At 62.3% G+C, this 22,809-nt stretch carries 25 protein-coding genes; 12 read left to right on the top strand and 13 right to left on the bottom strand.

Going from position 1 to position 22,809, the window contains the following annotated elements; translation table 11 throughout:
* Window positions 1-98: 98 nt before the first annotated feature.
* From FLQ44_RS00460 to FLQ44_RS00470, 3 genes are read right to left on the bottom strand one after another with little or no spacing between them, the layout of a single operon-like run.
* Window positions 99-560, bottom strand: coding sequence for a SixA phosphatase family protein (locus tag FLQ44_RS00460; protein ID WP_147692582.1), 462 nt, complete (start codon window positions 558-560; stop codon window positions 99-101).
* A gap of 57 nt (window positions 561-617) precedes the next feature.
* A complete protein-coding gene (locus tag FLQ44_RS00465; protein WP_147692583.1) occupies window positions 618-1,325 on the bottom strand; it encodes an LrgB family protein in 708 nt (235 codons plus the stop codon).
* Window positions 1,322-1,678 (bottom strand): CidA/LrgA family protein, encoded by a 357-nt coding sequence (locus tag FLQ44_RS00470; protein WP_147692584.1) that lies wholly within the window; start codon window positions 1,676-1,678, stop codon window positions 1,322-1,324. The genes FLQ44_RS00465 and FLQ44_RS00470 overlap by 4 nt, the downstream gene beginning before the upstream one ends.
* Before the next feature lie 69 nt (window positions 1,679-1,747).
* Here FLQ44_RS00470 and FLQ44_RS00475 point away from each other — a divergent pair, with 69 nt between their 5' ends.
* From FLQ44_RS00475 to FLQ44_RS00485, 3 genes are all read left to right on the top strand, one after another.
* On the top strand, window positions 1,748-2,281 hold the full coding sequence (locus FLQ44_RS00475; protein ID WP_276607815.1) for a chorismate--pyruvate lyase family protein: 534 nt from the start codon (window positions 1,748-1,750) through the stop codon (window positions 2,279-2,281).
* A complete protein-coding gene (ubiA, locus tag FLQ44_RS00480) occupies window positions 2,278-3,156 on the top strand; it encodes a 4-hydroxybenzoate octaprenyltransferase (RefSeq protein WP_147692586.1) in 879 nt (292 codons plus the stop codon). The genes FLQ44_RS00475 and ubiA overlap by 4 nt, the downstream gene beginning before the upstream one ends.
* A gap of 153 nt (window positions 3,157-3,309) precedes the next feature.
* A complete protein-coding gene (locus FLQ44_RS00485; RefSeq protein WP_147692587.1) occupies window positions 3,310-3,624 on the top strand; it encodes a DUF2322 family protein in 315 nt (104 codons plus the stop codon).
* A gap of 92 nt (window positions 3,625-3,716) precedes the next feature.
* Here the strand turns inward: FLQ44_RS00485 and FLQ44_RS00490 are convergent, their stop codons facing one another.
* From FLQ44_RS00490 to purM, 7 genes are all read right to left on the bottom strand, one after another.
* Complete coding sequence (locus tag FLQ44_RS00490; RefSeq protein WP_147692588.1) at window positions 3,717-4,961, bottom strand: uracil-xanthine permease family protein; 1,245 nt, start codon at window positions 4,959-4,961, stop codon at window positions 3,717-3,719.
* Between the two features lie 176 nt (window positions 4,962-5,137).
* A complete protein-coding gene (gene upp, locus FLQ44_RS00495) occupies window positions 5,138-5,770 on the bottom strand; it encodes a uracil phosphoribosyltransferase (RefSeq protein ID WP_147692589.1) in 633 nt (210 codons plus the stop codon).
* Window positions 5,771-6,089: 319 nt separating this feature from the next.
* Window positions 6,090-6,410 carry a Grx4 family monothiol glutaredoxin gene (grxD, locus tag FLQ44_RS00500; protein WP_147692590.1) on the bottom strand — a complete coding sequence of 107 codons (321 nt, stop codon included), beginning with the start codon at window positions 6,408-6,410 and terminating at the stop codon, window positions 6,090-6,092.
* A gap of 78 nt (window positions 6,411-6,488) precedes the next feature.
* On the bottom strand, window positions 6,489-7,742 hold the full coding sequence (locus FLQ44_RS00505; RefSeq protein ID WP_147692591.1) for an RsmB/NOP family class I SAM-dependent RNA methyltransferase: 1,254 nt from the start codon (window positions 7,740-7,742) through the stop codon (window positions 6,489-6,491).
* Window positions 7,726-8,904 (bottom strand): DUF3108 domain-containing protein, encoded by a 1,179-nt coding sequence (locus FLQ44_RS00510; RefSeq protein ID WP_147692592.1) that lies wholly within the window; start codon window positions 8,902-8,904, stop codon window positions 7,726-7,728. Before FLQ44_RS00510 ends, FLQ44_RS00505 begins: the two co-directional genes overlap by 17 nt.
* On the bottom strand, window positions 8,901-9,539 hold the full coding sequence (gene purN / locus FLQ44_RS00515; protein WP_147692593.1) for a phosphoribosylglycinamide formyltransferase: 639 nt from the start codon (window positions 9,537-9,539) through the stop codon (window positions 8,901-8,903). Before purN ends, FLQ44_RS00510 begins: the two co-directional genes overlap by 4 nt.
* A gap of 100 nt (window positions 9,540-9,639) precedes the next feature.
* The gene (purM, locus tag FLQ44_RS00520; RefSeq protein ID WP_147692594.1) at window positions 9,640-10,677 is read right to left on the bottom strand and encodes a phosphoribosylformylglycinamidine cyclo-ligase; all 1,038 of its coding nucleotides are present in this window, start codon (window positions 10,675-10,677) and stop codon (window positions 9,640-9,642) included.
* Between the two features lie 92 nt (window positions 10,678-10,769).
* Between purM and FLQ44_RS00525 the strand changes: the two genes are divergently transcribed.
* The 7 genes from FLQ44_RS00525 to FLQ44_RS00555 are packed head-to-tail and all read left to right on the top strand — an operon-like array spanning window position 10,770 to window position 16,033.
* Window positions 10,770-11,846 (top strand): AI-2E family transporter, encoded by a 1,077-nt coding sequence (locus tag FLQ44_RS00525; RefSeq protein WP_206208590.1) that lies wholly within the window; start codon window positions 10,770-10,772, stop codon window positions 11,844-11,846.
* An 18-nt stretch (window positions 11,847-11,864) separates the two neighbouring features.
* Window positions 11,865-12,542: a DnaA regulatory inactivator Hda gene (gene hda / locus FLQ44_RS00530; protein WP_017509990.1), complete on the top strand. Its 678-nt coding sequence runs from the start codon at window positions 11,865-11,867 to the stop codon at window positions 12,540-12,542.
* 1 nt (window position 12,543) lies between these two features.
* A complete protein-coding gene (locus FLQ44_RS00535; protein WP_147692595.1) occupies window positions 12,544-13,212 on the top strand; it encodes a histidinol-phosphatase in 669 nt (222 codons plus the stop codon).
* A gap of 3 nt (window positions 13,213-13,215) precedes the next feature.
* On the top strand, window positions 13,216-13,734 hold the full coding sequence (locus FLQ44_RS00540) for a GNAT family N-acetyltransferase (RefSeq protein WP_147692596.1): 519 nt from the start codon (window positions 13,216-13,218) through the stop codon (window positions 13,732-13,734).
* 12 nt (window positions 13,735-13,746) lie between these two features.
* A complete protein-coding gene (locus tag FLQ44_RS00545; protein ID WP_147692597.1) occupies window positions 13,747-14,625 on the top strand; it encodes an ATP-binding protein in 879 nt (292 codons plus the stop codon).
* 38 nt (window positions 14,626-14,663) lie between these two features.
* Window positions 14,664-15,605, top strand: coding sequence for a Nudix family hydrolase (locus tag FLQ44_RS00550; protein ID WP_147692598.1), 942 nt, complete (start codon window positions 14,664-14,666; stop codon window positions 15,603-15,605).
* Complete coding sequence (locus FLQ44_RS00555; RefSeq protein ID WP_147692599.1) at window positions 15,602-16,033, top strand: hypothetical protein; 432 nt, start codon at window positions 15,602-15,604, stop codon at window positions 16,031-16,033. The genes FLQ44_RS00550 and FLQ44_RS00555 overlap by 4 nt, the downstream gene beginning before the upstream one ends.
* A 599-nt stretch (window positions 16,034-16,632) precedes the next feature.
* Here FLQ44_RS00555 and FLQ44_RS00560 read toward each other — a convergent pair.
* Window positions 16,633-17,184: an isochorismatase family protein gene (locus tag FLQ44_RS00560; protein ID WP_147692600.1), complete on the bottom strand. Its 552-nt coding sequence runs from the start codon at window positions 17,182-17,184 to the stop codon at window positions 16,633-16,635.
* 134 nt (window positions 17,185-17,318) lie between these two features.
* Between FLQ44_RS00560 and FLQ44_RS00565 the strand changes: the two genes are divergently transcribed.
* Together FLQ44_RS00565 and FLQ44_RS23430 are read left to right on the top strand one after the other, a co-directional pair.
* On the top strand, window positions 17,319-20,150 hold the full coding sequence (locus FLQ44_RS00565) for an FAD-binding and (Fe-S)-binding domain-containing protein (RefSeq protein ID WP_147692601.1): 2,832 nt from the start codon (window positions 17,319-17,321) through the stop codon (window positions 20,148-20,150).
* A gap of 141 nt (window positions 20,151-20,291) precedes the next feature.
* Window positions 20,292-21,347 carry a GNAT family N-acetyltransferase gene (locus FLQ44_RS23430; RefSeq protein ID WP_170252700.1) on the top strand — a complete coding sequence of 352 codons (1,056 nt, stop codon included), beginning with the start codon at window positions 20,292-20,294 and terminating at the stop codon, window positions 21,345-21,347.
* A gap of 99 nt (window positions 21,348-21,446) precedes the next feature.
* On the opposite strand, the gene FLQ44_RS00575 is transcribed toward FLQ44_RS23430, so the two are convergent.
* Together FLQ44_RS00575 and FLQ44_RS00580 are read right to left on the bottom strand one after the other, a co-directional pair.
* Window positions 21,447-22,277 carry a hypothetical protein gene (locus tag FLQ44_RS00575; protein ID WP_147692602.1) on the bottom strand — a complete coding sequence of 277 codons (831 nt, stop codon included), beginning with the start codon at window positions 22,275-22,277 and terminating at the stop codon, window positions 21,447-21,449.
* Between the two features lie 208 nt (window positions 22,278-22,485).
* Window positions 22,486-22,668 (bottom strand): hypothetical protein, encoded by a 183-nt coding sequence (locus FLQ44_RS00580; RefSeq protein WP_147692603.1) that lies wholly within the window; start codon window positions 22,666-22,668, stop codon window positions 22,486-22,488.
* Window positions 22,669-22,809 lie beyond the last annotated feature (141 nt).

A 22,809-nucleotide genomic window follows, 5' to 3' on the forward strand; every position in this document is an offset into this window, starting at 1 on the left:
TGCAAGTATTTGCTTAAGGTGTTGATTTGCAACGGCACCAAAAAGCAAAAAAGTTGGCCGCAGGCGGCCAACTTGATGAGGTTTACGGTTTGCCAGGCTTAAAGTGATTCGAGCATGGCGGGTGTCATCATGGCTTTGAGGCGGATTTGCTCGATGCCGTGGCGTTCGCGATGGTTCAGCCACCAGATGGAGCCCTTCTTCACGCTCCATAGCAGCGGCTGCTCGCTAAGCAATGTGGCGGCCAAGCGGCCGATGTACGGCTGGTGCCCTACCAGAACGATGGTTTTGCCGCATTCTGGCCAGCCTACGGCAGCCAACACTTCTTCTACAGAAGCATCCGGGTTCAGTGCCGGCAGGATCTCGTAGCTTTTTGCCAGGGCGGCGGCGGTTTGCTGGGAACGTACGGCTTCCGATGCCAGCAAACGGTAATCACCGGGTAGCTGCTTGTGCAGCCAGTCGGCCATGCGGCGGGCTTGTTGTTGGCCGCGACGGGTCAGCGCGCGGGCCAGGTCATCGTTGCCGTCTTCGGCTTCGGCGTGTCGCCATAGAATCAGGTCCATGGGTGTTCCTCGGTGAATGTTGTTGTGTTTATGGTGTTGCAGTGTAGTGATGCGCCATTACAGCATCAGGTAATGCACCAGAATGGGGGCAAGGATGGCGGTAAACAAGCCGGTGAGCCCCATGGCCAGCCCGGCAAAGGCACCCGCCGTTTCTGACAGCTGGAAAACGCGCGCGGTGCCAATACCGTGCGCCGCCACGCCGGTGGCGACGCCCAGCACCACATCGTCTTGGATGCGCAGCAGCTGCATCAGCGGCTTGGCACAGATGGCACCGATGATGCCGGTGACGATGACGAAGGTCGCTGCCAGCGCGGGGATACCGCCCAGTACCTCGGCCACACCCATGGCAATCGGTGTGGTAGCAGAACGTGGCGCCAGCGACAGCACCATGCTACGAGGCATATCAAACAGCAGACCCGCGCAAACCGCCGTAACGACCCCGGCAGCGCTGCCGGCAATAATGGCCAGCAGGATGGGCAGGCCACTTTTACGCAGCCGGCCCAGATTGTTGTACAGCGGGATAGCCAGCGCCACCGTCACTGGCCCCAGCAGAAACTGGATAAAGCCGGCACCTTTCATGTACTGCTGGAAATCCATGCCCAGCAGCAGCAATACCGCAATCACCATGACGGCCCCCATCAGCACCGTATTAGCCAGCGGGTGGCCGTGATAGCGGCGGCTGAGGGCAAGCGCGGCGCGGTAGGCGGCCAACGTTAGCAGCAGGCCGGTTAGCGGGGCGTTTTGCACCCAGGCCAGTACGCTCATGCCGGCCTCCTGCGCTTCTGCCACCACAGCCCCAGCTGCAACACCAGCGCGGTGATGATGAAGGTAGACAGCGTAGCGACCACCAGCAGGATGGGCAGGCTAAGCGGGTGCGCCGACAGCATGGGCCAGAACGCCAGGATGCCTACACCGGCGGGGATGAACAGCAGCGACATATGCGTCATCAGCCGCGGGATGTTGTCGCGCAGCGCGCGCGGCACACCGCGGCGCGCGCACAGCGTAATAAACAGCAGCAGCATGCCCAGCACGGCGCCAGGCACTGGCCAGCCCAGGCTACGGGCGATGACTTCGCCGATAAACTGATACGCCAGCAGCCAGATAAAGGTTTCGATCATGGCAATAAGAATACAAGGTTGGCCGCAAGGGCAGGACAGCACAAAGCTCGTTTTGGCATAATGCCGCCCATGGATGAAAAACAACGCTGGTCGGCAACGCTGCCAGCATGCAGCCCTTTACTGGCAGCGTGCATGGCAACGCGTGGCTCGCTGACCGAACACCTGATGGCAACCGGCCACCCTTTTGCGGTAGATGTGCTGGCGCAAGGCCATACTGCTATCTACGCCGACGAGGCGGAACTGCTGCAGATTAGCGCAAAGCAGCCGGTTTATGCCAGACACGTTCGATTAATGCTGAATGGCGAAGCCGTGGTGGTAGCACGCAGTATTACCCTGCAAGACAGCCAGGCCTGGCGCCCGATACTGGAGCGCGGCAGCCGCTCGCTGGGGCTTACGCTGTTTGGCGGCCTGCCCGGCCTGGGGCGCGAAGCACTGCAGTTCCTGCAAACCGCCGCCCCACACCCGCTGCACACCCTGGCCAGCGCTTACGATACGCAGCACGCTGCACAGCTGGGCGCCCGCCGCTGCCGCTTTACCCTGGCCAACTCCCCGCTGCTGGTGAGCGAGGTGTTTTTGCCGGCACTGGAGAATTACCTGCGATGAACACTGCCCTGCTGCGCGAACGCGCCACCGTTTATGGCCAACTGATGCGCGTAGACCGCCCCATCGGCACCCTGCTATTACTCTGGCCCACGTTGTGGGGCCTGTGGCTGGCATCCCAAGGCCGGCCAGACTGGCTGGTGCTGCTGGTTTTTGTCCTGGGTACGTTTCTGATGCGCTCGGCCGGCTGCGTGATTAACGATTATGCCGACCGCCATTTTGACGCCCACGTAGCGCGCACCGCCCAGCGCCCGTTTGCCCGCGGTGCTGTCACCGAAAAAGAAGCGCTATGGTTGGCCGCAGGGCTGGTGCTGCTCAGCTTGCTGCTGGTACTGCCGATGAACAGCCTGACGCTGCTGATGAGCATCCCGGCGGTACTGCTGGCGGCGACTTACCCGTTCACCAAGCGCTTCTTTCCGCTACCGCAGGCTTATCTGGGGCTGGCATTTTCGTTTGGCATCCCCATGGCCTATGCCGCACAAACCGGCCGCGTGGACAGCACCGCGTGGTGGCTGCTGGCAGCCAACCTGTTCTGGACGGTAGCCTACGACACCGCCTACGCCATGGCCGATAAACCGGACGACCTGAAAATCGGCATCAAGACCTCGGCCATTACCTTTGGCGACTACGACGTGGCTGCCATCATGCTGTGCCATGGCGTGTTCATGGCGCTAATGCTGGGCCTGGGCTGGCAGCTTGGGCTGGGCTGGCCCTTCTTTGGCGGCCTGGCGATCTCGGCCGTGCTGATCGGCAAGCAGTATGGCGAGATCCGTACCCGCGACCGCGCCCTGTGTTTCAAGGCCTTTCTGGACAATAACCGTGTCGGCGCGGTGATATTTGCCAGCCTGCTGCTGGAGTACGGGCTATTTACCCACTAAGCCACTCCATCCTGCATTACGCTGCCGCGGCGCAGGGGCCTTGCGGGCGCTGAAGAGGGCTGCCAGGCAGCACGCTGAAAAATTTCTATAACATTGGCTGGAAATTTCAGCGCCATGCACCAAACTCCGCTTATTCACTACCGGAGTTTTTTCATGCCCGCTTTTGCCGACATTCTGCCCACCCTGCCCGCCATCGACCATATCACCGCACTGACCCTGCATAACGCAGCCGGCGAGCAAGTGGCCCTGATAGAAACCAAACCCGGCTCCAGCGGCTCGGTACGCCTGTACCACGCCCTTTGGCTGCAGCACGGCTGTATCAACCATGCAGCCGCGCAGCAAGGCCTGGCGCTGTATGCCGAGCACACGGCCGACGCGCTGGCTTTCCCCGGCAAGCACCCCAATATCGACCGCCTGCTGGCCATTGGCCCCAACGATGCGCTGAGCGTGCAGCTGGTGCTGGCCTGATACCTGGCCCGCAACGCAAAACACCCCGCCGCGGCGGGGTGTTTTGCTTGATAGCCACGTGTGGCCACAAACGCTTGCGGCCAACTCGCAGGCTAGATGTCCTGCCCTTCCACGATACCGTCGCGACTAGCCGACTTGCTTGGCAAGATCAGGTTCAGCACCAGCGCCAGCACCGAGCACAGGCCCACGCCCACCAGGCCAAACGAACCGAACTTCAGCTCCAGGCCGCCGATACCGGCCGTCAGCACCACCGAGATGATCACCAGGTTGCGCGGCTCCATCAGGTCGACTTTGGCTTCGATCAGCGTTTTCAGGCCGATAGAAGCAATGGTACCGAACAGCAGCACCATGATGCCGCCCATCACCGGCATGGGGATGGACTGCAGCAGCGCGTTGAACTTGCCAAAAAACGCCATGGCGATGGCAAAGATCGCCGCCCAGGTCATCACCACCGGGTTGAAGTTACGGGTAATCATCACCGCGCCGGTTACCTCGGCGTAGGTGGTGACGGGTGGGCCGCCAATCAGGCCAGCCACGCATACGCCCAGGCCATCACCCGCCAGGGTACGGTGCAGGCCCGGGGTTTTGGTGTAGTCCTTGCCGGTAACGCCGCCAATGGCCATCACGCCACCGATGTGTTCAATCGCCGGGGCAATGGCCACCGGCAGCATGAACAGCGCCGCCGCCCAGTTGACTTCCGGGCTATGGAATACCGGTGCAGCGAACCACGGTGCGTTGGCCACCTTGGCAAAATCCACCACACCCATGAAGGCAGCAGCGATATAACCCACGGTTACCCCCGCCAGGATCGGTACCAGCTTGAACATGCCGCGGGCGTAGATCGATACCGCAATGGTGGTCGCCAGCGAGATGGCCGCCAGCAGCAGCGAGGTTTCATACGGCATGACCTGTTGGCCGCCAGCACGCCCCATGGCCATATTGGATGCGGCACCGGCTACCGACAGGCCGATGATCATGATCACCGGGCCGATTACCACCGGCGGCAGCAGCCTGTTGACCAGCGCCATGCCGCGCCATTTCACGATGGCTGCAAACACAAAGTACATGAAGCCGGCAAAGAACAGGCCAAACATGGTGGCGCCCTGCCCCCAGGTTTGCATCGAATAAATGATGGGGCCGATAAAGGCAAACGAGGAGCCGAGGAAAATCGGCACCTGACGGCCGGTGCACAGCTGGAACAGCAAGGTGCCCAGGCCGGCACCCAGCAGCGCCATGGCGGGGTTCAGGCCGGTCAGCAGCGGCACCAGTACCAGCGCGCCAAAGGCGACGAACAGGATCTGGGCGCCAGACAGGGCCACTTTCACTTGTTGGAACATAGGTTTTACCTTCTTGTTGTTAAATGCTTTGTGCTTGCGCAGCGGCATGACAGCGCCCAGTACATCACCGCCTCGCCCAGCGGGCGATCACACCGCGCCATGGCCTGCTGATGCCGCCCCCAGGGTTGGCCGCACCCGCAAAAAAGCCGCTTTTGCAAGCGGCTGTCTGCCAGGTATCAGGCGTGTTTGGTACCGAATATCTTGTCGCCGGCATCGCCCAGGCCCGGGATGATGTAGCCCTGCTCGTTCAGGTGGCTATCCAGCGAGGCGGCCACGATCTGCACGTCCGGGTGGGCGTCGTTTACCGCTTTCACGCCTTCCGGTGCCGCTACCATCACCACTGCCTTGATGTGCTTGCAGCCATTGCGCTTGAGCAGGTCGATGGTGGCAATCAGCGAGCCGCCGGTAGCCAGCATCGGGTCGATGATCATGGCGATGCGCTCGTCCAGGTTGCCGACAAACTTTTCGAAGTACGACACCGGCTCCAGGGTTTCTTCGTTACGCGCCAAGCCTACCACGCTGATCTTGGCCGACGGCACCAGATCAAGCACGCCGTCCAGCATGCCGATACCGGCGCGCAGGATAGGTACCACGGTGACTTTCTTGCCCTTGATTTGCTGCACGTCGATGGGGCCGCACCAGCCATCGATGGTAACGGTTTCCAGCTCGAAATCACGGGTGGCTTCATAAGCCAGCAGGCGCGCCAGCTCTTGAGTCAGCAGGCGGAATTTCATGGTGCTGATATCGCCCTCGCGCAGCAGGCCGAGTTTGTGTTGTACCAGCGGGTGATTGACTACGGTGATGTTCATGCTCTTCCCAAACCTTGGCAAAAAGCGGCTGCGCCGGGCCAGTGCCCGTGCAAACCGCTTTTCTTGATACGGAAAACCAGCCGCCAGGCGGCAGCCGGTTCGCTAAATTGGTATGGGGCGACATTGTACAAGCAAACAGCTGTTTGCAGCCATGCCCTGCATGCAGGGTTTTCCCTGTTTCGTGCGGCCAACTGTGCCAGATCAAACGGCTCTGCGAGTCGCATGTGCAGGCAATATCTATAAAAAACAAACCCTGCCGCTACGCGCGACAGGGTTTGCATACCGCCACAGCCGCACGCGGCGGGCTGCGGGTGGGCGATCAGGATGCTGCGATGTCTTTCAGCAGTTCCTGCAGCTCGCCGGCCTGGTACATCTCGTACATGATGTCCGAGCCGCCAACGAACTCGCCGTTCACGTACAGCTGCGGGATGGTCGGCCAGTTAGCGTAGTCCTTGATGCCCTGGCGCACTTCCGCATCGGCCAGCACATCGACGGTAACAAACTTCTCAACGCCACAGGCCTTGATGATTTGTACGGCACGGCTGGAAAAACCGCACTGCGGGAAGGTGGCGGAGCCTTTCATGTACAGCACGACCGGGTTTTCGGTAACGGTCTGGCGGATGGTGTCCTGAATCGACATGATCTTCCTTTTGCATTAATGGCCGGGCGATTACCCGACAAATTCAATCGACTATTCTAGGGCCGCTGGCGCTGCGACTCAAGCCTTGCGCTGCAACACGGCGGCAAAAAAACCGTCGCTGTTATGCAGGTGCGGGCGCAGGCTCAGGTAATCACCGGTATCCAGCGCAATTTTCATCTCGGCCAGCAGGGTGTTGGCTGGCAGCAGCTCGAAATCCGGGTGGCTTTCCAGAAACGCATTCACGATATCCTGGTTTTCTGCCGGCAGCAGGCTGCACGTGGCGTATACCAAACGGCCACCCGTGCGCACCAGGCGCGAGGCCGAGGCCAGAATGGCGGTTTGCTTGGCGTTCAGCTCGGCCACGCTTTCCGGGCTCTGGCGGTATTTCAGGTCCGGGTTGCGGCGCAGGGTACCCAGGCCGGAGCACGGCGCATCGACCAGCACGCGGTCGGCTTTGCCGGCCAGGCGTTTTACCTTGGTGTCGTTCTCGTGTGCGATCAGGGTGCTGTTCACGTTGGACAGGCCGGAGCGCGCCAGACGCGGTTTCAGGTTGGCCAGGCGTTTTTCCGAGATATCAAACGCGTACAGGCGGCCGCTAGACGCCATCTGCGCGCCCAGCAGCAGGGTTTTGCCACCGGCACCGGCGCAGAAATCCACCACCATTTCGCCACGGCGTGCGCCGGTCAGCAGGCCCAGCAGCTGGCTGCCTTCGTCTTGCACTTCGATGGCGCCGCCGACAAACAGCGGGTGGCGGGCCAGCGCCGGCTTGCCTTTCAGGCGGATACCGATAGGCGAATACGGGGTAGGCTCGCAGGCAATGCCGGAATCCTGCAGCTGGATCAGCGCGTCGTCACGCTTCATTTTCAGGGTATTCACGCGCAGGTCCAGCGGTGCGTAAGACGCCAGGCCCTTGCCTAGCGCAATCACATCGCCCTCTTCCTGCTCGGCCAGCAGGCCGATCACCCAGCCTGGCAGGCCGGAGCGGGCGCTCAGGTCGTCCGGCAGCTCGGCGCCTTTTACGGACGCCAGCCATTCGCGCTCGGTTTCTTTCATCACGCCATCCAGCTCGCGCAGGTTGGTACCACCGATACGCACCAGGGTGGCCAGCGCCAGGCGGCGCGAGTTCACCTGCTTGCCACACAGCGGGCGCAGGGTTTCCAGGTGACGCAGGCAGGCAAAGGCGGTTTCGGCAATCAGGTGGCGGTCGGTACCGCCCAGCTTGCTGTGCTGACGGAAATGCGCGGTGAGCACGGCGTCGGCCGGGCGGTCAAAGCGCAGCATGGCAAACAGCACCTGTTCCAGGTGGTTGAATTGGCTAACGTTTACTTTCATTGTCTTGTCTCGGTTGTCGTGGCGGCTGTTTCCACACAGTGTCGCCATCTAGTTCAATCAGGTTTGCACGCAGCTCGAAGCGCTTGTCTTTGTCTGCGCGCAGGATACGCAGCGGAATATTGGCAAAGTCGGGGGCGAGCCAGAATTCGGTAAGCTCGCCCTCTTCACGCACGCGGATGACCACGGCACGAATCACCCCCGCGCCGGTGTCGAAATCGGTTTCCCCTTCTGGCCGCAGCACCATGCGGTACACTTTTTTGCCGTTGGTGATCTGCACCGGCGCCTCGCCCATCTTCTTGCCGCGCAGCGCCAGCTGCATCCCCAAACCATGCAAGTCTTGCGCCCCCGGCTGCAAGGGCTCGGTCTTGTGTTCCTTATCACCATAAGCCAACGTGGCCGCTGCCCAGTCAAAACGGGCGTACTCGCGCGGCTCGCCATTACGCGTGGCCTTGAAGCTGTCCGGCCGCAAGCCCTGCGGCGTTATGCTGCCGACGGTTTCGTAGCGCAGCTTGGGGCCCACCACCGGCGTGGCATCGGTGATCAAACTATAGCTGCTGCCATCGCGTTGCCAGCGTATCTCGCCACTGCCCAGCAAAACGCCAGACAGATAGAGGCCGTACTGCATGCGCGCGGCGGCGGGGAAGCGGGTAATGCGCTCGTCCGGTTTCACCACTTTGTCGCTATCCGCATCGGCATTGTCAGCCGGTTTGCTGGCTACCTCTGCCTGCGGTGCACTGGCCTGCCTGGCAGGGTTGGCCGCGTTGGCCATGGGTGCGCTGGCCTCGGCCTGCGCTACCTGCTGATCTGGTGCTGGCGGCACGGCGGCTACGGCACTGGCGGCGTGCCGTGGCTTGGCCTTGGCCGGGCTGGCTGGTGGTTTTTTAGGCTTCGGCTTCGGCTTGTCGGCCACCGGCTGCGACGCCTCGCCAGCGGGCACACCCAGTGTGCCGGGGATGCGCGGGGCGCTCAACGCGGGCGGCTTGGGTATATCCAGCTGCATGTCTTGCAGCGTGGCGCTGAGCTTGCGCAGCGCCGGGTCTTCCGGCATGTCGATGCTGTCAAACGACACCAGCCCGCTGCCCAGCGCCAACAGGTGCGCCAGCAGGGACAGGATAAAGGCCACCGCCATCAGGCTGGCAGCCGGTTTGCGCCAGCGCTTCAATGCGGTGCTGGCACCATCAGTGCTGCCTGAGCCTGGCTAGCGGCTACGCCCGTGACACGGCTGCCACGCACCTGCAGTTGGCCGGCGACAAACTGGCGCACGGCCTGCGGGTACAGCTGGTGCTCCAGCGCCAGCACGCGGTTGGCCAGCGCGGCTTCGGTGTCGTCGTCCAGCACCGGCACCACGCCCTGGGCCACGATCGGGCCGTGGTCCAGCTCGGCCGTGACAAAGTGCACGGTGCAGCCGGCTACCTTGCAGCCCATGTCGATCGCACGCTGGTGCGTATGCAGGCCGGGGAAAGACGGCAGCAGCGAGGGGTGAATATTCAGCATGCGGCCTTCGTAGCGGGCGGTAAACGCGGGCGTCAGGATACGCATGAAGCCAGCCAGCACCACCAGATCGGGCGCGAAGGCGTCGATCTCGCTGGCCAGGCGTTCGTCAAAGGCTTCGCGGCTGGCAAACTGCTTGTGGTCCAGGCCGACGGTGGCAATGCCACGCTCGGCAGCCCAGGCCAGGCCGGCGGCGTCGGGGCGGTTGGCGATCACGGCCGCAATACGGGCGCCGGCAATCTGGGCATCGACGATGGCTTGCATATTGGAGCCACGGCCGGAAATCAGGATGACGATGTTTTTCATGTCAGCAGTCAGAAACGGTTATGCAGTAGCAGAAAAGGTTGGCCGCAAACAGAAACGCCGCCAGCACTGCCGGCGGCGCTTTGCCTTAGCCAGACAGGGTTTAGCCTACCTGGGTCTGGTGCTCGTCGCCGTGACGGGCGCGAATCACGCCAATGCGCGATACGGTTTCGCCCTGCTCGGTCAGGAAGGCCGCTGCCGCGTCGGCATCCGCCGCGTCCACGATCACCACCATGCCGATACCACAGTTGAAGGTGCGGTACATTTCCTGTGCATCCACATTGCCTTCGGCCTGCAGCCACTGGAACAGCTTGGGCATGGTCCAGCTAGCGGCATCGATCTGGGCCACGGTATTGGCTGGCAGAACGCGCGGGGTGTTTTCGGTAATGCCGCCACCGGTGATGTGCGCCATGCCTTTAACCGTGAGCTTCTCCATCAGCGCCAACAGGGGCTTCACATAGATGCGGGTCGGGGCAATAACGGCCTCACGCAGGGTTTTGTCGCCGTCAAAGGCGGCGTCCAGGTCTGGCTGGGCGCGCTCGATGATCTTGCGCACCAGGCTGTAGCCGTTGGAGTGCACACCGTTGGATTTCAGGCCCAGTACCACATCGCCCGGCTTGATGTCGCGGCCGGTGATAACCTTGCTCTTTTCAACCACGCCAACGGCAAAGCCGGCCAGGTCGTATTCGCCTACCGGGTACATGCCCGGCATTTCGGCGGTTTCACCACCGATCAGTGCGCAGCCTGCTTGCTCGCAGCCTTCGGCGATGCCCTTGATGACGTCGGTAGCTTGCGGTACATCCAGCTTGCCGCAGGCAAAGTAGTCAAGGAAGAACAGAGGTTCGGCGCCTTGTACCAGAATGTCGTTGACACTCATGGCCACCAGGTCGATGCCGACGGTATCATGCTTGTTCCAGTCAAAGGCGAGCTTCAACTTGGTACCGACGCCGTCAGTACCGGAAACCAGTACCGGCTCTTGGTATTTTTTGGAAATTTCCACCAGTGCGCCGAAACCGCCGAGGCCACCGAGGACTTCCGGACGCATGGTGCGTTTGGCAAACGGCTTGATGTTTTCGACGAGCGCGTCGCCTGCATCGATATCGACGCCGGCATCACGGTAACTGAGGGACGTGGTGTTCAAGGTAAACTCGCTTTCTGCTAACGTGATCGTTTTGCTGCTTTGAGCGCCCTGGGCTCTTGGCCCAAAGCGGCTGTATTTTAACTGAAAAGACAATGGAACGCTCCCGCTCTGTTTATCTTCCGTGGTTGATTATCGCTATCGCGCTGACAGCCTTGCTATGGCTGGCTGGCAGGCTGTCTGGCGTGCTGGCCCCTTTTGTCACCGCGGCCATCCTGGCCTATATCCTGGACCCGGCAGTAGACCGGCTGCAGGAAAAAGGCCTGTCGCGCACCAGCTCGCTGCTGCTGGTGATGGCAGGCGGGTTTATGGCCATACTGGGGTTGATCCTGATTGTGGTGCCCATGCTGGTATCGCAGGCGCAAGCCTTGGCGGCCCGGCTACCGGTATTGGTGGATTTTGTACAACACCAGGTCTTGCCGCGCATCAATGGCTGGCTGGGCACCAGCCTGAGCATAGATAGCGACAGCTGGCGCAATGTGCTGAGCCAGAATGCCGGCAATGTGCGCCAGACCATTAGCCGCGTGGCACCGCAACTTACCCATGGCGGCGCGCTACTGCTGTCCAGCCTGGCCAACCTCAGCCTGCTGCCTATTCTTCTTTATTACTTTTTGCACGGCTGGGACGATATGGTGGTGCGCATTGCCAGCCTGATACCGCGGCGCTGGGAAACCGAAGTTGGCCGCCTGGCGCGCGAAGTCGACAGCATGCTGGGGCAGTTCCTTCGCGGCCAGCTGTCGGTCATGCTGATCATGGCGGCCATCTACGGTGGCGGGCTGTGGCTGGTGGGGCTGGATTCGGGCGTGGCCATCGGCATTATTGCCGGCCTGCTGGTTTTCATCCCCTATCTGGGCGCCTTTCTGGGCCTGCTGCTGGCCACCTTGGCCGCCGTGCTGCAGTACGACAGTGCCAGCGGCATCCTGATGGTGTGGGGCGTGTTCATGGTGGGGCAAATGCTGGAAAGCTTTCTGGTGACCCCCTATCTGGTGGGCGAACGCATCGGCCTGTCGCCGGTGACCGTGATCTTTGCGCTGATGGCGTTTGGCGAGCTCATGGGCTTTGTCGGCATCCTGCTGGCGCTGCCGCTATCTGCCATCAGCGTGATTCTGATGCGCCATCTGGTCAGACATTATTTCAATAGTGGCTTTTATCAGCGTAAAATCGACCCCTGACTCTTTTTGACCGCCCCCATGTTGGATCAGCTCGTTCTAGACCTCAGCCCCACCCCGCTCCCCGCCTTCGATAATTTTCTGGCGCAGCGCAACCGCGAAATCATCGCTGCGCTCACCCACGAAGAAGGCGAGCGCTTCGTGTACCTGTGGGGCGAGCCTGGGTGCGGTAAAACCCACCTGCTGCAGGCGTGGATCGCCCACGCCGAGCGCATGGGCCGCGCCTCCATCTACCTGGACGCCCAGCACGAGCAGCTGCCCGACTTCGCGCGCGAGGCCAGCTTCATCGCCGTCGACCACGTGGACGACCTGCCGCCGGACGACCAGATCATGCTGTTTTCCATCTACAACTCGCTCAAGGAAAGTGGCGAAGGCCGCCTGCTGATGGCCGGCCGCCAGCCACCAATGCAAGCCCCGGTGCGCGACGACCTGCGTACCCGCCTGGGCTGGGGCCTGGTGTTCGAGGTAAAAGCCCTGTCGGACAACGACAAGCTGGCCGCCCTGCGCCACCACGCCGCCAGCCGCCAGCTGGCTATCGGCGACGACGTCTTCCGCTACCTTCTTACCCACTGGCGGCGCGACCTGTCCAGCCTGATTACCATGCTGGACACGCTGGATCGCTACTCGCTGGCCATGCGCCGGCCCATTACCGTGCCGCTGGTGAAAAACGTATTGCAAACCGCCAACCCCGGAACCTGACATGAATCTTGCCCTGTTTGACCTAGACAACACCCTGATTGCCGGTGACTCCGACACCGAGTGGCCCAAGTTCCTGATCAAACGCGGCATTCTGGACCCGGACCACCACGCCCGCCAGAACGACTACTTCTACGAACAGTACAAAGCCGGCACGCTGGACATCTACGAGTTTCTGGACTTTCAGCTGGCCCCCCTCACCCGTTTCAGCCGTAGCGAACTGGACACCCTGCACGCGCAGTACATGCAGGAACACATCCTGCCCATCATCCCGCCCAAAGCGCGCGATCTGGTGGCCGCCCACCAGGCCGCCGGCGATGTGGTGATGATCATCACCGCCACCAACCGCTTCATCACCGCCCCCATCGCCCGCGAGCTGGGCGTGGCGCACCTGATTGCGGTAGAGCTGGAACAAGACGCAGCCGGCAACTACACCGGCAAACCCACCGGCACGCCCAGCTTCCAGGCTGGCAAGATCACCCGCCTGAACGAATGGTTGGCCGCACGCGGCGAAACGCTGCAAAGCTACGACAAGAGCTATTTCTATAGCGACTCGCGCAACGACCTGCCGCTGATGTCCATCGTCACCCACCCGGTAGCGGTAGATGCCGACGACACCCTGCTGGCACACGCCCAGGCCCACGGCTGGCCCACCATCACGCTGCGCGACTAAGCCATGCTGCACCTCACCACCGCTACCGCCGCCGACCTGCCCGCGCTGTGCCGCCTGGTCAACCTGGCCTACCGCCCCGGCACCGGCCAGGCCGGCTGGACGCACGAATCGGCATTGGTCCGCGGTGAGCGCACCGACCCGGCACAGCTGGCCGCCGTTCTGGCCGCGCCCGGCCAGATCTTGCTGGGCTGGCAGCAGCAACAGCTGGTGGCCTGCGTGCACATCGAGCCAGCAGAGGGCTACGGCTATATCGGCATGCTGGCGGTAGACCCGGCCTGCCAGGCTGGCGGCATGGGCAAAACCATGCTGGCCCACGCCGAAGCCGTGCTGATACAGCAATACCGCCTGCCACGCGCACGCATGAGCGTACTGGCTGGCCGGCCCGAGCTGCGCGCCTACTACCTGCGCCGTGGCTACCAGCCCACCGGCCAGCGCCAGCCCTACCCGCTGGATGCCGGTGTGGGCCTGCCGCTGGATAGCTCGCTGGACCTGGAAATCCTGGAAAAACCGCTGGCCGCCTGAACCGGAGCTGCAATGGACAAACTGGACGCTTTTCTCACCCGCGCCGAAGCCCTGATGGACCGCCTGGCGCCGCTGCTACCACCGGCCATTCCCCAGCCAGACTGGTCGGCCCCCGCGTTTCGCTGGTGCCGCGCCGGGCTGAGCGGCTGGCTGGAAGCCATCCACGACCCGCACACCGTGCGGCTGGCCGACCTGACCGATATCGAGCGCCAGAAAGCGCAGATCGTGCGCAATACCGAGCAGTTTCTGGCTGGCCGCCCGGCCAACAACGTGCTGCTGACCGGCGCACGCGGCACTGGCAAGTCGTCGCTGATCAAGGCCCTGCTGGCGCAGTATGCGGCGCAGGGCTTGCGGGTGATCGAAGTCGACAAAACCCACCTGCCCGACCTGGGCCAGATCGTGGCACTGGTGGCGTCGCGGCCGGAGCACTTCATCCTGTTTTGTGACGACCTGTCATTTGAGGAAGGCGAAGACAGCTATAAAGCGCTAAAGTCTGCGCTGGATGGCGGCCTGGCGCAGCGTGCGGCCAACCTGCTGGTGTACGCCACCTCCAACCGCCGCCACCTGATGCCCGAGCGCGCCAGTGAAAACCGCGAAGGCTGGGTGAAAGATGGCGAAATCCACCCCGGTGAAACCACCGAAGAAAAAGTGTCGCTATCCGACCGCTTTGGCCTGTGGCTATCGTTCTACCCGTTTGACCAGCACGCCTACCTGGCCGCCGTGCGCGGCTGGCTGGCCCATTTCAGCCTGCCGCTAGATGCCGAAGCCGAACGCGCCGCACTGCAATGGAGCCAGCTGCGCGGCAGCCGCTCCGGCCGTGTGGCCTGGCAGTTTGCCTGCGACTGGGCCGGGCGCAGCCCCGCCGAGCGCGTGGCCGAGCTGGGCCACTAAACCCGACACCGGCCGCCTGGCGGCCAACCCTGGGCACCATGACTGAACACAAGCACACTATTCCCGTGGTCGCCGGCGCGCTGATGCGCGCTGACGGCCAGTTCATGCTGGGCAGCCGCCCGGCCGGCAAACCCTACCCGGGCTACTGGGAGTTCCCCGGTGGCAAGGTAGAAGCCGGCGAAGCGCCATTCGATGCTCTGGTACGCGAATTCCAGGAAGAAATGGGCATCACCGTGACCCACGCCACCCCCTGGCTGCGCCGCGTACACCACTACGAGCACGCCTCAGTAGAACTGCTGTTCTACCGCATCTGGGCGTGGCAGGGCGAGCCGCAGCCGCACGAAGGCCAGGCCTTTGCCTGGCAGCAGCCTGGCCACCTGTCGGTGAAACCCATGCTGCCGGCGAACGACCCCATCTTGCGCTCGCTGCAGCTGCCAGACGTACTGAACCTCACCTGCATCAGCGAAACCGGGCGCGACACGCTGCTGCACAAGCTGGCACAGCGCCAGGATGCCCCGTGGGTAATCGTGCGCGAGCCGCAAAAAAGCCGCGAACAGTTGGCCGCACTGGTAGGTGAAATCAGCGAGATCATCCACCCGCGTGGTGGCAAGCTCATCGTCAACGCCGACCCGGCATGGCTGAAAGGCTGGCCGGTGGACGGCGTGCACCTGAATAGTGCACGGTTGGCCGCTTGCGAAGCACGCCCGCACTTTGCCTGGGTGGGCGCGTCGTGCCACAGCAGCGCCGAGCTGGCCCACGCCGCCACACTGGGGCTGGACTACGCCCTGCTGGGCCATGTACAAGACACCGCCAGCCACCCCGGCCAGCCCGCACTGGGCTGGGGCGGCCTGGCGAGCTGCCTGGCCCCCGCCGCACCGCTGCCGGTCTTTGCCCTGGGCGGGCTGTCTGCGGCCAACCTGGATCAAGCCAGACAGGCCGGTGCCCACGGCGTAGCGCAAATGCGGGGGGCCTGGCAATGAAGAAACTCAGCCGCCAGCAATGGCTGTTTGTCGGCATGGCCCTGATCTGCTTTGCCATGCTGAAAGCCGGGCTGATTTACTGGTACCTACAGAACAAAGGCAGCGAGCTACAGCGCCAGGACGTAAGCTGCAGCAACTTGCAGCAAGGCTGCACCCTGCCGGACGGCAGCGTACTGCGCTTTGACCGCACCCCGCACCACAGCCAGCCTTTCCTGATCACCCTCGGCAAGACAGCCGGGGCGGCACCGGCGGCGGAGTTCTCCATGGAAAAAATGGACATGGGCTTTAACCGCTACCGTTTTGTCGATGGCAACACACAATGGCAAGCCAAGGTCACCCTGCCGGTATGCATCAGCGGCAGCGGCGACTGGCTGCTGGACCTGAAATACGCCGACCGCAGCTACCGCGTACGCTTTAAAAGCCAGTAAGACCTGAAAACGGGTGCGGCACAGGCCAGCCATGGCCGTGGCTAGCCTGTGCCGTACCGTTTGTCGCACCGCACCACCCGGCCACACAGCCAGACCACCGCGCCCGCGCCGCCGTTTGACCCGCCCGCTCTGCACGCCGGCCTCTGCCTGTTAAGGCTGCCACCCTGTTGCTTCCCCTCGCCCCATCTTGCCTGGCCCGGTATGCCTCATACCCATGAAGACCCCGGCAAGCAGCCGCCATTGCCTAGCCGAATCCATCGACACCCACATGGCTGGCACACTGCTTGCTTAATAAACCCTGCTCTTTGGAGCGACAGGTGTTGTTTCCCGCATTTTGGGCCGGGTTTGACTAAACCCAGCGTGGAGAGGGAAATATTTTTGCACGGATTTGGTGCAAAAGCTTCCCGAATTGGTGCAAAGCGCCAATTCGGGGCTTCTTTTCAGGATATTGCGCCACGCACACTGCGGGGCGCCAGGTTTGATAGAGGGAGAACCAGAACGGCCAAGCCGTCATCTCAACAAGCTAGGGGTTGGCCGCAGCGATGCGGCCAACCTTTTGCTTTTTTGGGCGCCGTACACCACGGCAGCCATGCACCATTTTAGGGCTGATCGCCAACCAGGTAGCGCTTGCTCATCTGTTTGAACAGTGCCGACCCCGACACCCGCAAGCACTCGAACAGCACCATTTCCCGCGTTACCAGCACCGCCCCCGCTTCCCGCATGCGCTGCAGGCCATACTCGCGGTTAAGCTCGCCGCGGCTGGACACGGCATCCGCCACCACAAACACCTGCTTGCCGGCCTGCAACAGCTCCATCACCGTTTGCAGCACGCAAACATGGGTTTCCATACCGCAAACAATCACCTGGCGGCGCGACATCAGGCCGTCGGGCAAACACTGGCCGGCCACGCAGGAAAAATGCAGCTTTTCCACCACGTCAGCCTGCGGTGCGGCCTCCAGCAACTGCAGCAAGGTGCCACCCAGCCCTTGCGGGTACTGTTCGGAAAACACCACCGGCAGCCCCAGATCGACCGCCGCCGCAATCAGCCAGTGGCAGCGCGCCACCATGCCGTCGGCGTCCAGCACGGCGGGCACCAGCTTTTCCTGTATATCCACCACCAACAGCGTGGCATCGTCTTTTTCGATAAGCATCGCTTTTCCTCCGGATGATTTTGCAGCTTAACCGCAGCGCATAATCAAGGGCAAACCCCTGATGGGTACGGTAATAAAGTATGGCAACATCACCTATCCACAAAACCAACAGGCCTACGCCGCCGGAGAGTGACATGCTGCAAGGTGCTTACCGCGAATTCCATCAACGCATTCTGGAAACCCTGCCTGCGCGCCGCGTATTTACCGACCCGCTGTCTACCCTGGCTTACGGCACGGACGCTTCCTGTTACCGGCTGACGCCCAAGGTGGTGATCAAGAGCGAAAACGAAGCCGAGGTCCGCACCATCCTGCGCGAAGCAGCCAGCCTGCAGCTACCGGTGACCTTCCGCGCTGCCGGTACGTCCCTGTCGGGCCAGGCCGTGAGCGACTCCATTCTGATTGTGGCCAGCCATGGCTGGAAAAACCTGCAAGTGCTGGATAATGGCCTGGCGATCCGCCTGCAACCGGGCGTGATCGGTGCCGAAGCCAACGCCGCGCTGCTGCCGTTTGGCCGCAAGATCGGCCCCGACCCGGCCACCATCAACTCGGCCATGATCGGCGGCATCGTCAACAACAACTCCAGCGGCATGTGCTGCGGTACCGCCGAGAACACCTACCAGACGCTGAAATCGCTGCGCATGGTACTGGCCGATGGCACCGTACTGGACACCGGCGACGCCGCCAGCGTGGCCGCCTTCCGCACAAGCCACGCCAGCCTGCTGGCGCAGCTGGCTGCGCTGAGCCAACGCATTCTGGCCGACGACACCCTGGCCGCGCGCATCCGCCGCAAGTACAAAATGAAGAACACCACCGGCTACAGCCTGAATGCGCTACTGGACTTTGCCGACCCGGTGGACATGCTGGCGCACCTGATTGTGGGCAGCGAAGGCACGCTGGCTTTTGTGTCCGAGGTAACCTACCACACCGTGGTAGAGCACCCGCACAAGGCCTCGGCCCTGGTGTTCTACCCCGACATCAAGGCCGCCTGTGACGCCATCCAGATCCTGGCGCAGCACAAGGACGTGGTGTCGTCCGCCGAGCTGCTGGACCGCGCCAGCCTGAAATCGGTAGAAAACAAGGCCGGCGTGCCGGACTTCATCAAGACACTGGGGCCGGACGCCGCCGCCATCCTGATCGAAACCCGCGCCGCCACCCCGGACGCCATTGCGGCCAACGTGGCAGCCATCAGCGGCTTTATTGCGCACATCGCCACCGAAACCGGCATCCGCTTTACCAGCGACGTGGCCGAGTACACGCAGTACTGGAACATCCGCAAAGGCATGTTCCCCAGCGTGGGGGCGATGCGCGCCGCCGAGACCACGGTGATTATCGAAGACGTGGCCTTCCCCATCGAGCACCTGGCCGAAGGCACGCTGAAGCTGCAGGCGCTGTTCCGCCAGTTCCACTACGACGAGGCCATCATTTTCGGCCACGCGCTGGAAGGCAACCTGCACTTTGTGTTTACCCCCAACTTTAGCGGCCCGGCCGAGATCGCCCGTTACGAGGCGTTTATCGAGGCGGTGTGCCAGCTGGTGGCGGTGGAATACGAGGGCGCGCTGAAAGCCGAGCACGGCACCGGCCGCAATATGGCGCCGTTCGTGGAGATGGAATGGGGCCCGGCCGCCTACCGCCTGATGCAGGAGATCAAGGCGCTGTTCGACCCGCAGGGCATCCTGAACCCGGATGTGATCATTACGCACGACAAGCTACTGCACGTACGCGACCTCAAGCCGATCCCTGCGGCCAACCCGCTGATCGACAAGTGCATCGAGTGCGGCTTCTGCGAAGTGATGTGCCCCAGCCGCGCCATTACCCTGACCCCGCGCCAGCGCATTGTGGCCAACCGTGAAATGGCGCTGCTGGAAAAAACCGGCGACAGCGAACGCCTGGCCGAGATCCGCGCCGCCTACCAGTACGCTGGCGACGAGACCTGTACCACCTGTGGCCTGTGCGAAACAGCCTGCCCGGTAGGCATCAATACCGGCAGCCTCACCAGCCTGATCCGCCAGGCCAGCCTGAGCGATGTAGGCTGGGCGGTGGCCAATACGCTGGCCGACAACTTTGCCAGCGCCACCACCGGTGCCAAGCTGGGCCTGAAAGCGCTGGACATCGTGCACGCGGTGGCCGGCGACGGCGCCACCGGCGGCGTGATGCGCACGCTGCGCAAGGTGGGCGGCCGCCATATCCCGCGCTGGAACCGCTACTTCCCGCGTGCTGCCGGCCAGATGAAAACGCTGGGCGTCAACGCGCACAGCCCGCGCCAGGTGGTGTACCTGCCGTCCTGCCTTACCCGTACCTTTGTGCCGTCGCGCCATATGCCAGACCAGCGCCCGCTGAACGAAGTGGTGGCGTCGGTACTGGGCAAGGCCGGTTACGGCATTGTCTACCCCGACGGGCTGGCCAACCTGTGCTGCGGTACGCCGTTCAAGTCCAAGGGCGCGCAGGATGCTGCCGATAAAAAGGTCAGCGAGCTGGAGGCAGCGCTGCTGGCCGCCAGCGATAACGGCCGCCTGCCAGTGATCATCGACAACGGTGTGTGTACCGCTGCGCTGCTGGACGGCATCCGCGACCCGCGCCTGCAGGTGATGGACGTGACCAGCTTTGTGCACGAAGTGGCCGCTGAACACCTAAGCTTCACCCCGCAAGACGAGCAGGTGGCACTGCACGTGGTGTGCAGCATGCGCAAAAAAGGCCAGGCCGGCATGCTCAACGCGCTGGCAAGCCGCTGCGCCACGCAGGTACTGGAACCCAAGGGCATTACCTGCTGCGGCTTTGCCGGCGACAAAGGCTTTAGCCACCCGGAGCTGAACGAAAGCGCGCTGACCGGCCTGCGCCAGCAAGTACGCGACTGCGGCAGCGGTTTCTCCACCAGCGCCACCTGCGAGATCGGCCTGTCCGAACACGGCGGCATCCCCTACCAGCACCTGATGGTACTGGTAGACCGCGCCACCCAGGCCAAACGCTAAGCTGCCACGCGCCTGCGGCCAACCTTGCTGCCCGTGCCGGCTTGCCCGTACGGGCAGTTGCCATGCGGCGGGCGGCAATGGCAAGGTAGTGCTTCGGGTACGGCCAGCCGCCGCCACAACCCATCAACGCCGGGAGCCCCCATGGCTTATACCATCCGCCGCCTGCAGCCCACCGATGCGGCTGCGCTGTTCCGCCTGCGCCAATCGCCCGGCGTCGTACGCAATACCCTGCAGCAGCCGTTCCAGTCGCTGGCGGCCACCCAGGCCTTTCTGGATAACTACCCGGAAACCAGCCACGCGCTGGTAGCCTGTACCGAAAGCGGCGAGCTGGTGGGCTGTGGCGGCCTGCATCTGCCCGGGCACAGCCTGCGCCGCCGCCATAGCGCGCTGTTTTTTCTGTTTGTACGTGACGACTGGCAGGGCAAGGGCGTGGGCAGCGCCCTGCTACGCGCGGTGCTGGACTACGCCGACAACTGGCTGGACCTGAAGCGCATCGAGCTGGACGCCGTGCACGACAACCACGGCGCCATCGCGCTATACGAGCGCTTTGGCTTCCGCCACGAAGGCGTCAGCCGTGGCTTCAACCTGCGCGAGGGGGTGTACGAAGATGCTGTGCTGATGGCGCGGCTGCGCTTTCGTGAGGGCGAGCTGGGTGAGCCACTGGGCGCATCGAGCCACCAGGCAGTCGAGCGCGTACCCGCAGGCAGCCCGTTCAGCCTGCGCCACGCCGAGCCGGGCGACGCCGCCGGCATGGCCGCCCTGATGGCCCACGACAGCACCTACGGCAACACGCTGCAGCTGCCCTACCCCACCGCGGCCCAGTGGCAAAAACGGCTGGCCAGGCACGGCGGCACCGTGCTGGTCGCCTGCGACGCGGGCGGTGCCCTCATCGGCCACTGCGGCAGCTGGGCACCGCACGACAACCCGCGGCTGGCGCACATTGTCGGCGTGGGCATTTCGGTAGCGCCAGCCTGGCAAGGCCGTGGCGTGGGCAGCGCACTGCTATCCGCCATGGTGCAGCAGGTACGCGATTACCAACCCTACCGCCGCATGGAACTCACCGTATTTGCCGATAACGCCGCGGCCATAGCGCTGTACCGTAAGCTGGGCTTTCAGCAAGAAGCGCTGCTGAAAGGTGACGCCTTCCAGGCCGGGCAATACCGCGACTGCCTGCAGATGGCGCTGGCTCTGAAATGAGAAAAACCCGGGCATGCCTAACATGCTCAGGCTTTTCGGGGCTTGTGCGGCTTGGCTGCTACTGCAGCATGCTGAAATCCCTCATCCGGGATAGTGTCACTAGGACGTTACTTTGCAGACTAGGCTATATACTGCCGGATGACCACCAAGGCTATACGTACCGCCCACCATAATCTGGTTGGCCGCATGTGCACCAACCATCAAACTGCCATTTTTAGTATCCGCACTACCACCATCCAGACCCAGATTCACTGCGGCATAAGCGGAGTTGGCCCAAACCGCACTACCCGCAAACTGTCTGGCGACCTTGCCACTACTACTATCAGCTGTAATGGTAAAAGCAGCATCAACCGTCCCATCCGCTTTTACGGCAAGTGTGGCATTGCTGATAGTGGCGGAGGTAATCGTGCTATCTGTTGAGGGCTTGGTCGTGTGCATGTCAGCGCAAGACAGCTTGGCACCCGCCAGAGTAGTGCCATAAGAGCTGGTCGCCGGATGGTAAATCAAATAATGCGCAGCATTGGCGTCTGCCAAGGTAATGTTTTTAGTGAAACCTACCGTAGCGGTGCCTTTATTCCAGCGACCTACCGCATACCATTGATCACCATGCATTTCTTTCACGCCATAGCTACCCGCTAGCGAATTGACAGAAAACTTGGTGACAGCGCCATTGACTGTTTGCACAAGATCGCTGGCATTAGCCACCAGGCTGAGCCCTTTGCTAAACATGCCCCCGCGCAAGTCATTCGTATCCAGTAGCTTGGTAACGCTGCCGGTAAAGTCATTACTGGCAGGTGACACTGTGGTTGTACCGGAAGAACTTGTCGGCACTACAGGCGCCGCAGCGTCACCACCTCCACCACCGCCACCGCACGCAACCAAAACCACTGGCAAGCAAAGCAATGCAATTAGCGTCATTTGATTCTTCATTTATGCACACCTCATTCAGCAAAAAGAGCATGCATTCTCTTGATTTATCAAATGGCATTAAAAGCATAGATGAACCCATCCTAATAAAATATTGGCAACCATATATAGAAAAACGACATTCTAAATCTCTATTTACATAAAATTATCGATACAAATAAAAACGACAAAGCCCCGCAATGCGGGGCTATTTTTTGACCACCCGGTGCGCTTAACGCTTGCCGAAATGGTAGGGCGACAGCTTGTAGTACGGGTTCAGCGGGTGCCAGCCAGACAGGGCTTTGGGCTGTGCCGTCAGGCGGGTACGCACGGCACCGGCCAGAAAGGCCAAGGCACCACCCACGATAGGCATCAGCAGAAAGTAGACCGCGCACAGCACAATCAGGGTTTCCATGATTTTCTCCAATAATGTCTAGACATTATCGACCATGACGGCAGAAAAATCGTTCAGAAACAGGACACTAGCTTTGGCCGGCGCGACATGGCGGCGCAGAAAAACAAAAAGCCGCCCGAAGGCGGCTTTTTTGATGATGCC

The sequence above is a fragment of the Vogesella mureinivorans genome, assembly GCF_007644035.1.
In the GTDB taxonomy this organism is placed as follows: Bacteria; Pseudomonadota; Gammaproteobacteria; order Burkholderiales; family Chromobacteriaceae; genus Vogesella; species Vogesella mureinivorans.

Coding starts and splice junctions, on each gene's coding strand:
- FLQ44_RS00460 (WP_147692582.1), bottom strand. CDS start 560: ATGGACCTGATTCTATGGCGACACGCCGAAGCCGAAGACGGCAACGAT.
- FLQ44_RS00465 (WP_147692583.1), bottom strand. CDS start 1,325: ATGAGCGTACTGGCCTGGGTGCAAAACGCCCCGCTAACCGGCCTGCTG.
- FLQ44_RS00470 (WP_147692584.1), bottom strand. CDS start 1,678: ATGATCGAAACCTTTATCTGGCTGCTGGCGTATCAGTTTATCGGCGAA.
- FLQ44_RS00475 (WP_276607815.1), top strand. CDS start 1,748: ATGGATGAAAAACAACGCTGGTCGGCAACGCTGCCAGCATGCAGCCCT.
- ubiA (WP_147692586.1), top strand. CDS start 2,278: ATGAACACTGCCCTGCTGCGCGAACGCGCCACCGTTTATGGCCAACTG.
- FLQ44_RS00485 (WP_147692587.1), top strand. CDS start 3,310: ATGCCCGCTTTTGCCGACATTCTGCCCACCCTGCCCGCCATCGACCAT.
- FLQ44_RS00490 (WP_147692588.1), bottom strand. CDS start 4,961: ATGTTCCAACAAGTGAAAGTGGCCCTGTCTGGCGCCCAGATCCTGTTC.
- upp (WP_147692589.1), bottom strand. CDS start 5,770: ATGAACATCACCGTAGTCAATCACCCGCTGGTACAACACAAACTCGGC.
- grxD (WP_147692590.1), bottom strand. CDS start 6,410: ATGTCGATTCAGGACACCATCCGCCAGACCGTTACCGAAAACCCGGTC.
- FLQ44_RS00505 (WP_147692591.1), bottom strand. CDS start 7,742: ATGAAAGTAAACGTTAGCCAATTCAACCACCTGGAACAGGTGCTGTTT.
- purN (WP_147692593.1), bottom strand. CDS start 9,539: ATGAAAAACATCGTCATCCTGATTTCCGGCCGTGGCTCCAATATGCAA.
- FLQ44_RS00525 (WP_206208590.1), top strand. CDS start 10,770: ATGGAACGCTCCCGCTCTGTTTATCTTCCGTGGTTGATTATCGCTATC.
- hda (WP_017509990.1), top strand. CDS start 11,865: ATGTTGGATCAGCTCGTTCTAGACCTCAGCCCCACCCCGCTCCCCGCC.
- FLQ44_RS00535 (WP_147692595.1), top strand. CDS start 12,544: ATGAATCTTGCCCTGTTTGACCTAGACAACACCCTGATTGCCGGTGAC.
- FLQ44_RS00540 (WP_147692596.1), top strand. CDS start 13,216: ATGCTGCACCTCACCACCGCTACCGCCGCCGACCTGCCCGCGCTGTGC.
- FLQ44_RS00545 (WP_147692597.1), top strand. CDS start 13,747: ATGGACAAACTGGACGCTTTTCTCACCCGCGCCGAAGCCCTGATGGAC.
- FLQ44_RS00550 (WP_147692598.1), top strand. CDS start 14,664: ATGACTGAACACAAGCACACTATTCCCGTGGTCGCCGGCGCGCTGATG.
- FLQ44_RS00555 (WP_147692599.1), top strand. CDS start 15,602: ATGAAGAAACTCAGCCGCCAGCAATGGCTGTTTGTCGGCATGGCCCTG.
- FLQ44_RS00560 (WP_147692600.1), bottom strand. CDS start 17,184: ATGCTTATCGAAAAAGACGATGCCACGCTGTTGGTGGTGGATATACAG.
- FLQ44_RS00565 (WP_147692601.1), top strand. CDS start 17,319: ATGCTGCAAGGTGCTTACCGCGAATTCCATCAACGCATTCTGGAAACC.
- FLQ44_RS23430 (WP_170252700.1), top strand. CDS start 20,292: ATGGCTTATACCATCCGCCGCCTGCAGCCCACCGATGCGGCTGCGCTG.
- FLQ44_RS00575 (WP_147692602.1), bottom strand. CDS start 22,277: ATGAAGAATCAAATGACGCTAATTGCATTGCTTTGCTTGCCAGTGGTT.
- FLQ44_RS00580 (WP_147692603.1), bottom strand. CDS start 22,668: ATGGAAACCCTGATTGTGCTGTGCGCGGTCTACTTTCTGCTGATGCCT.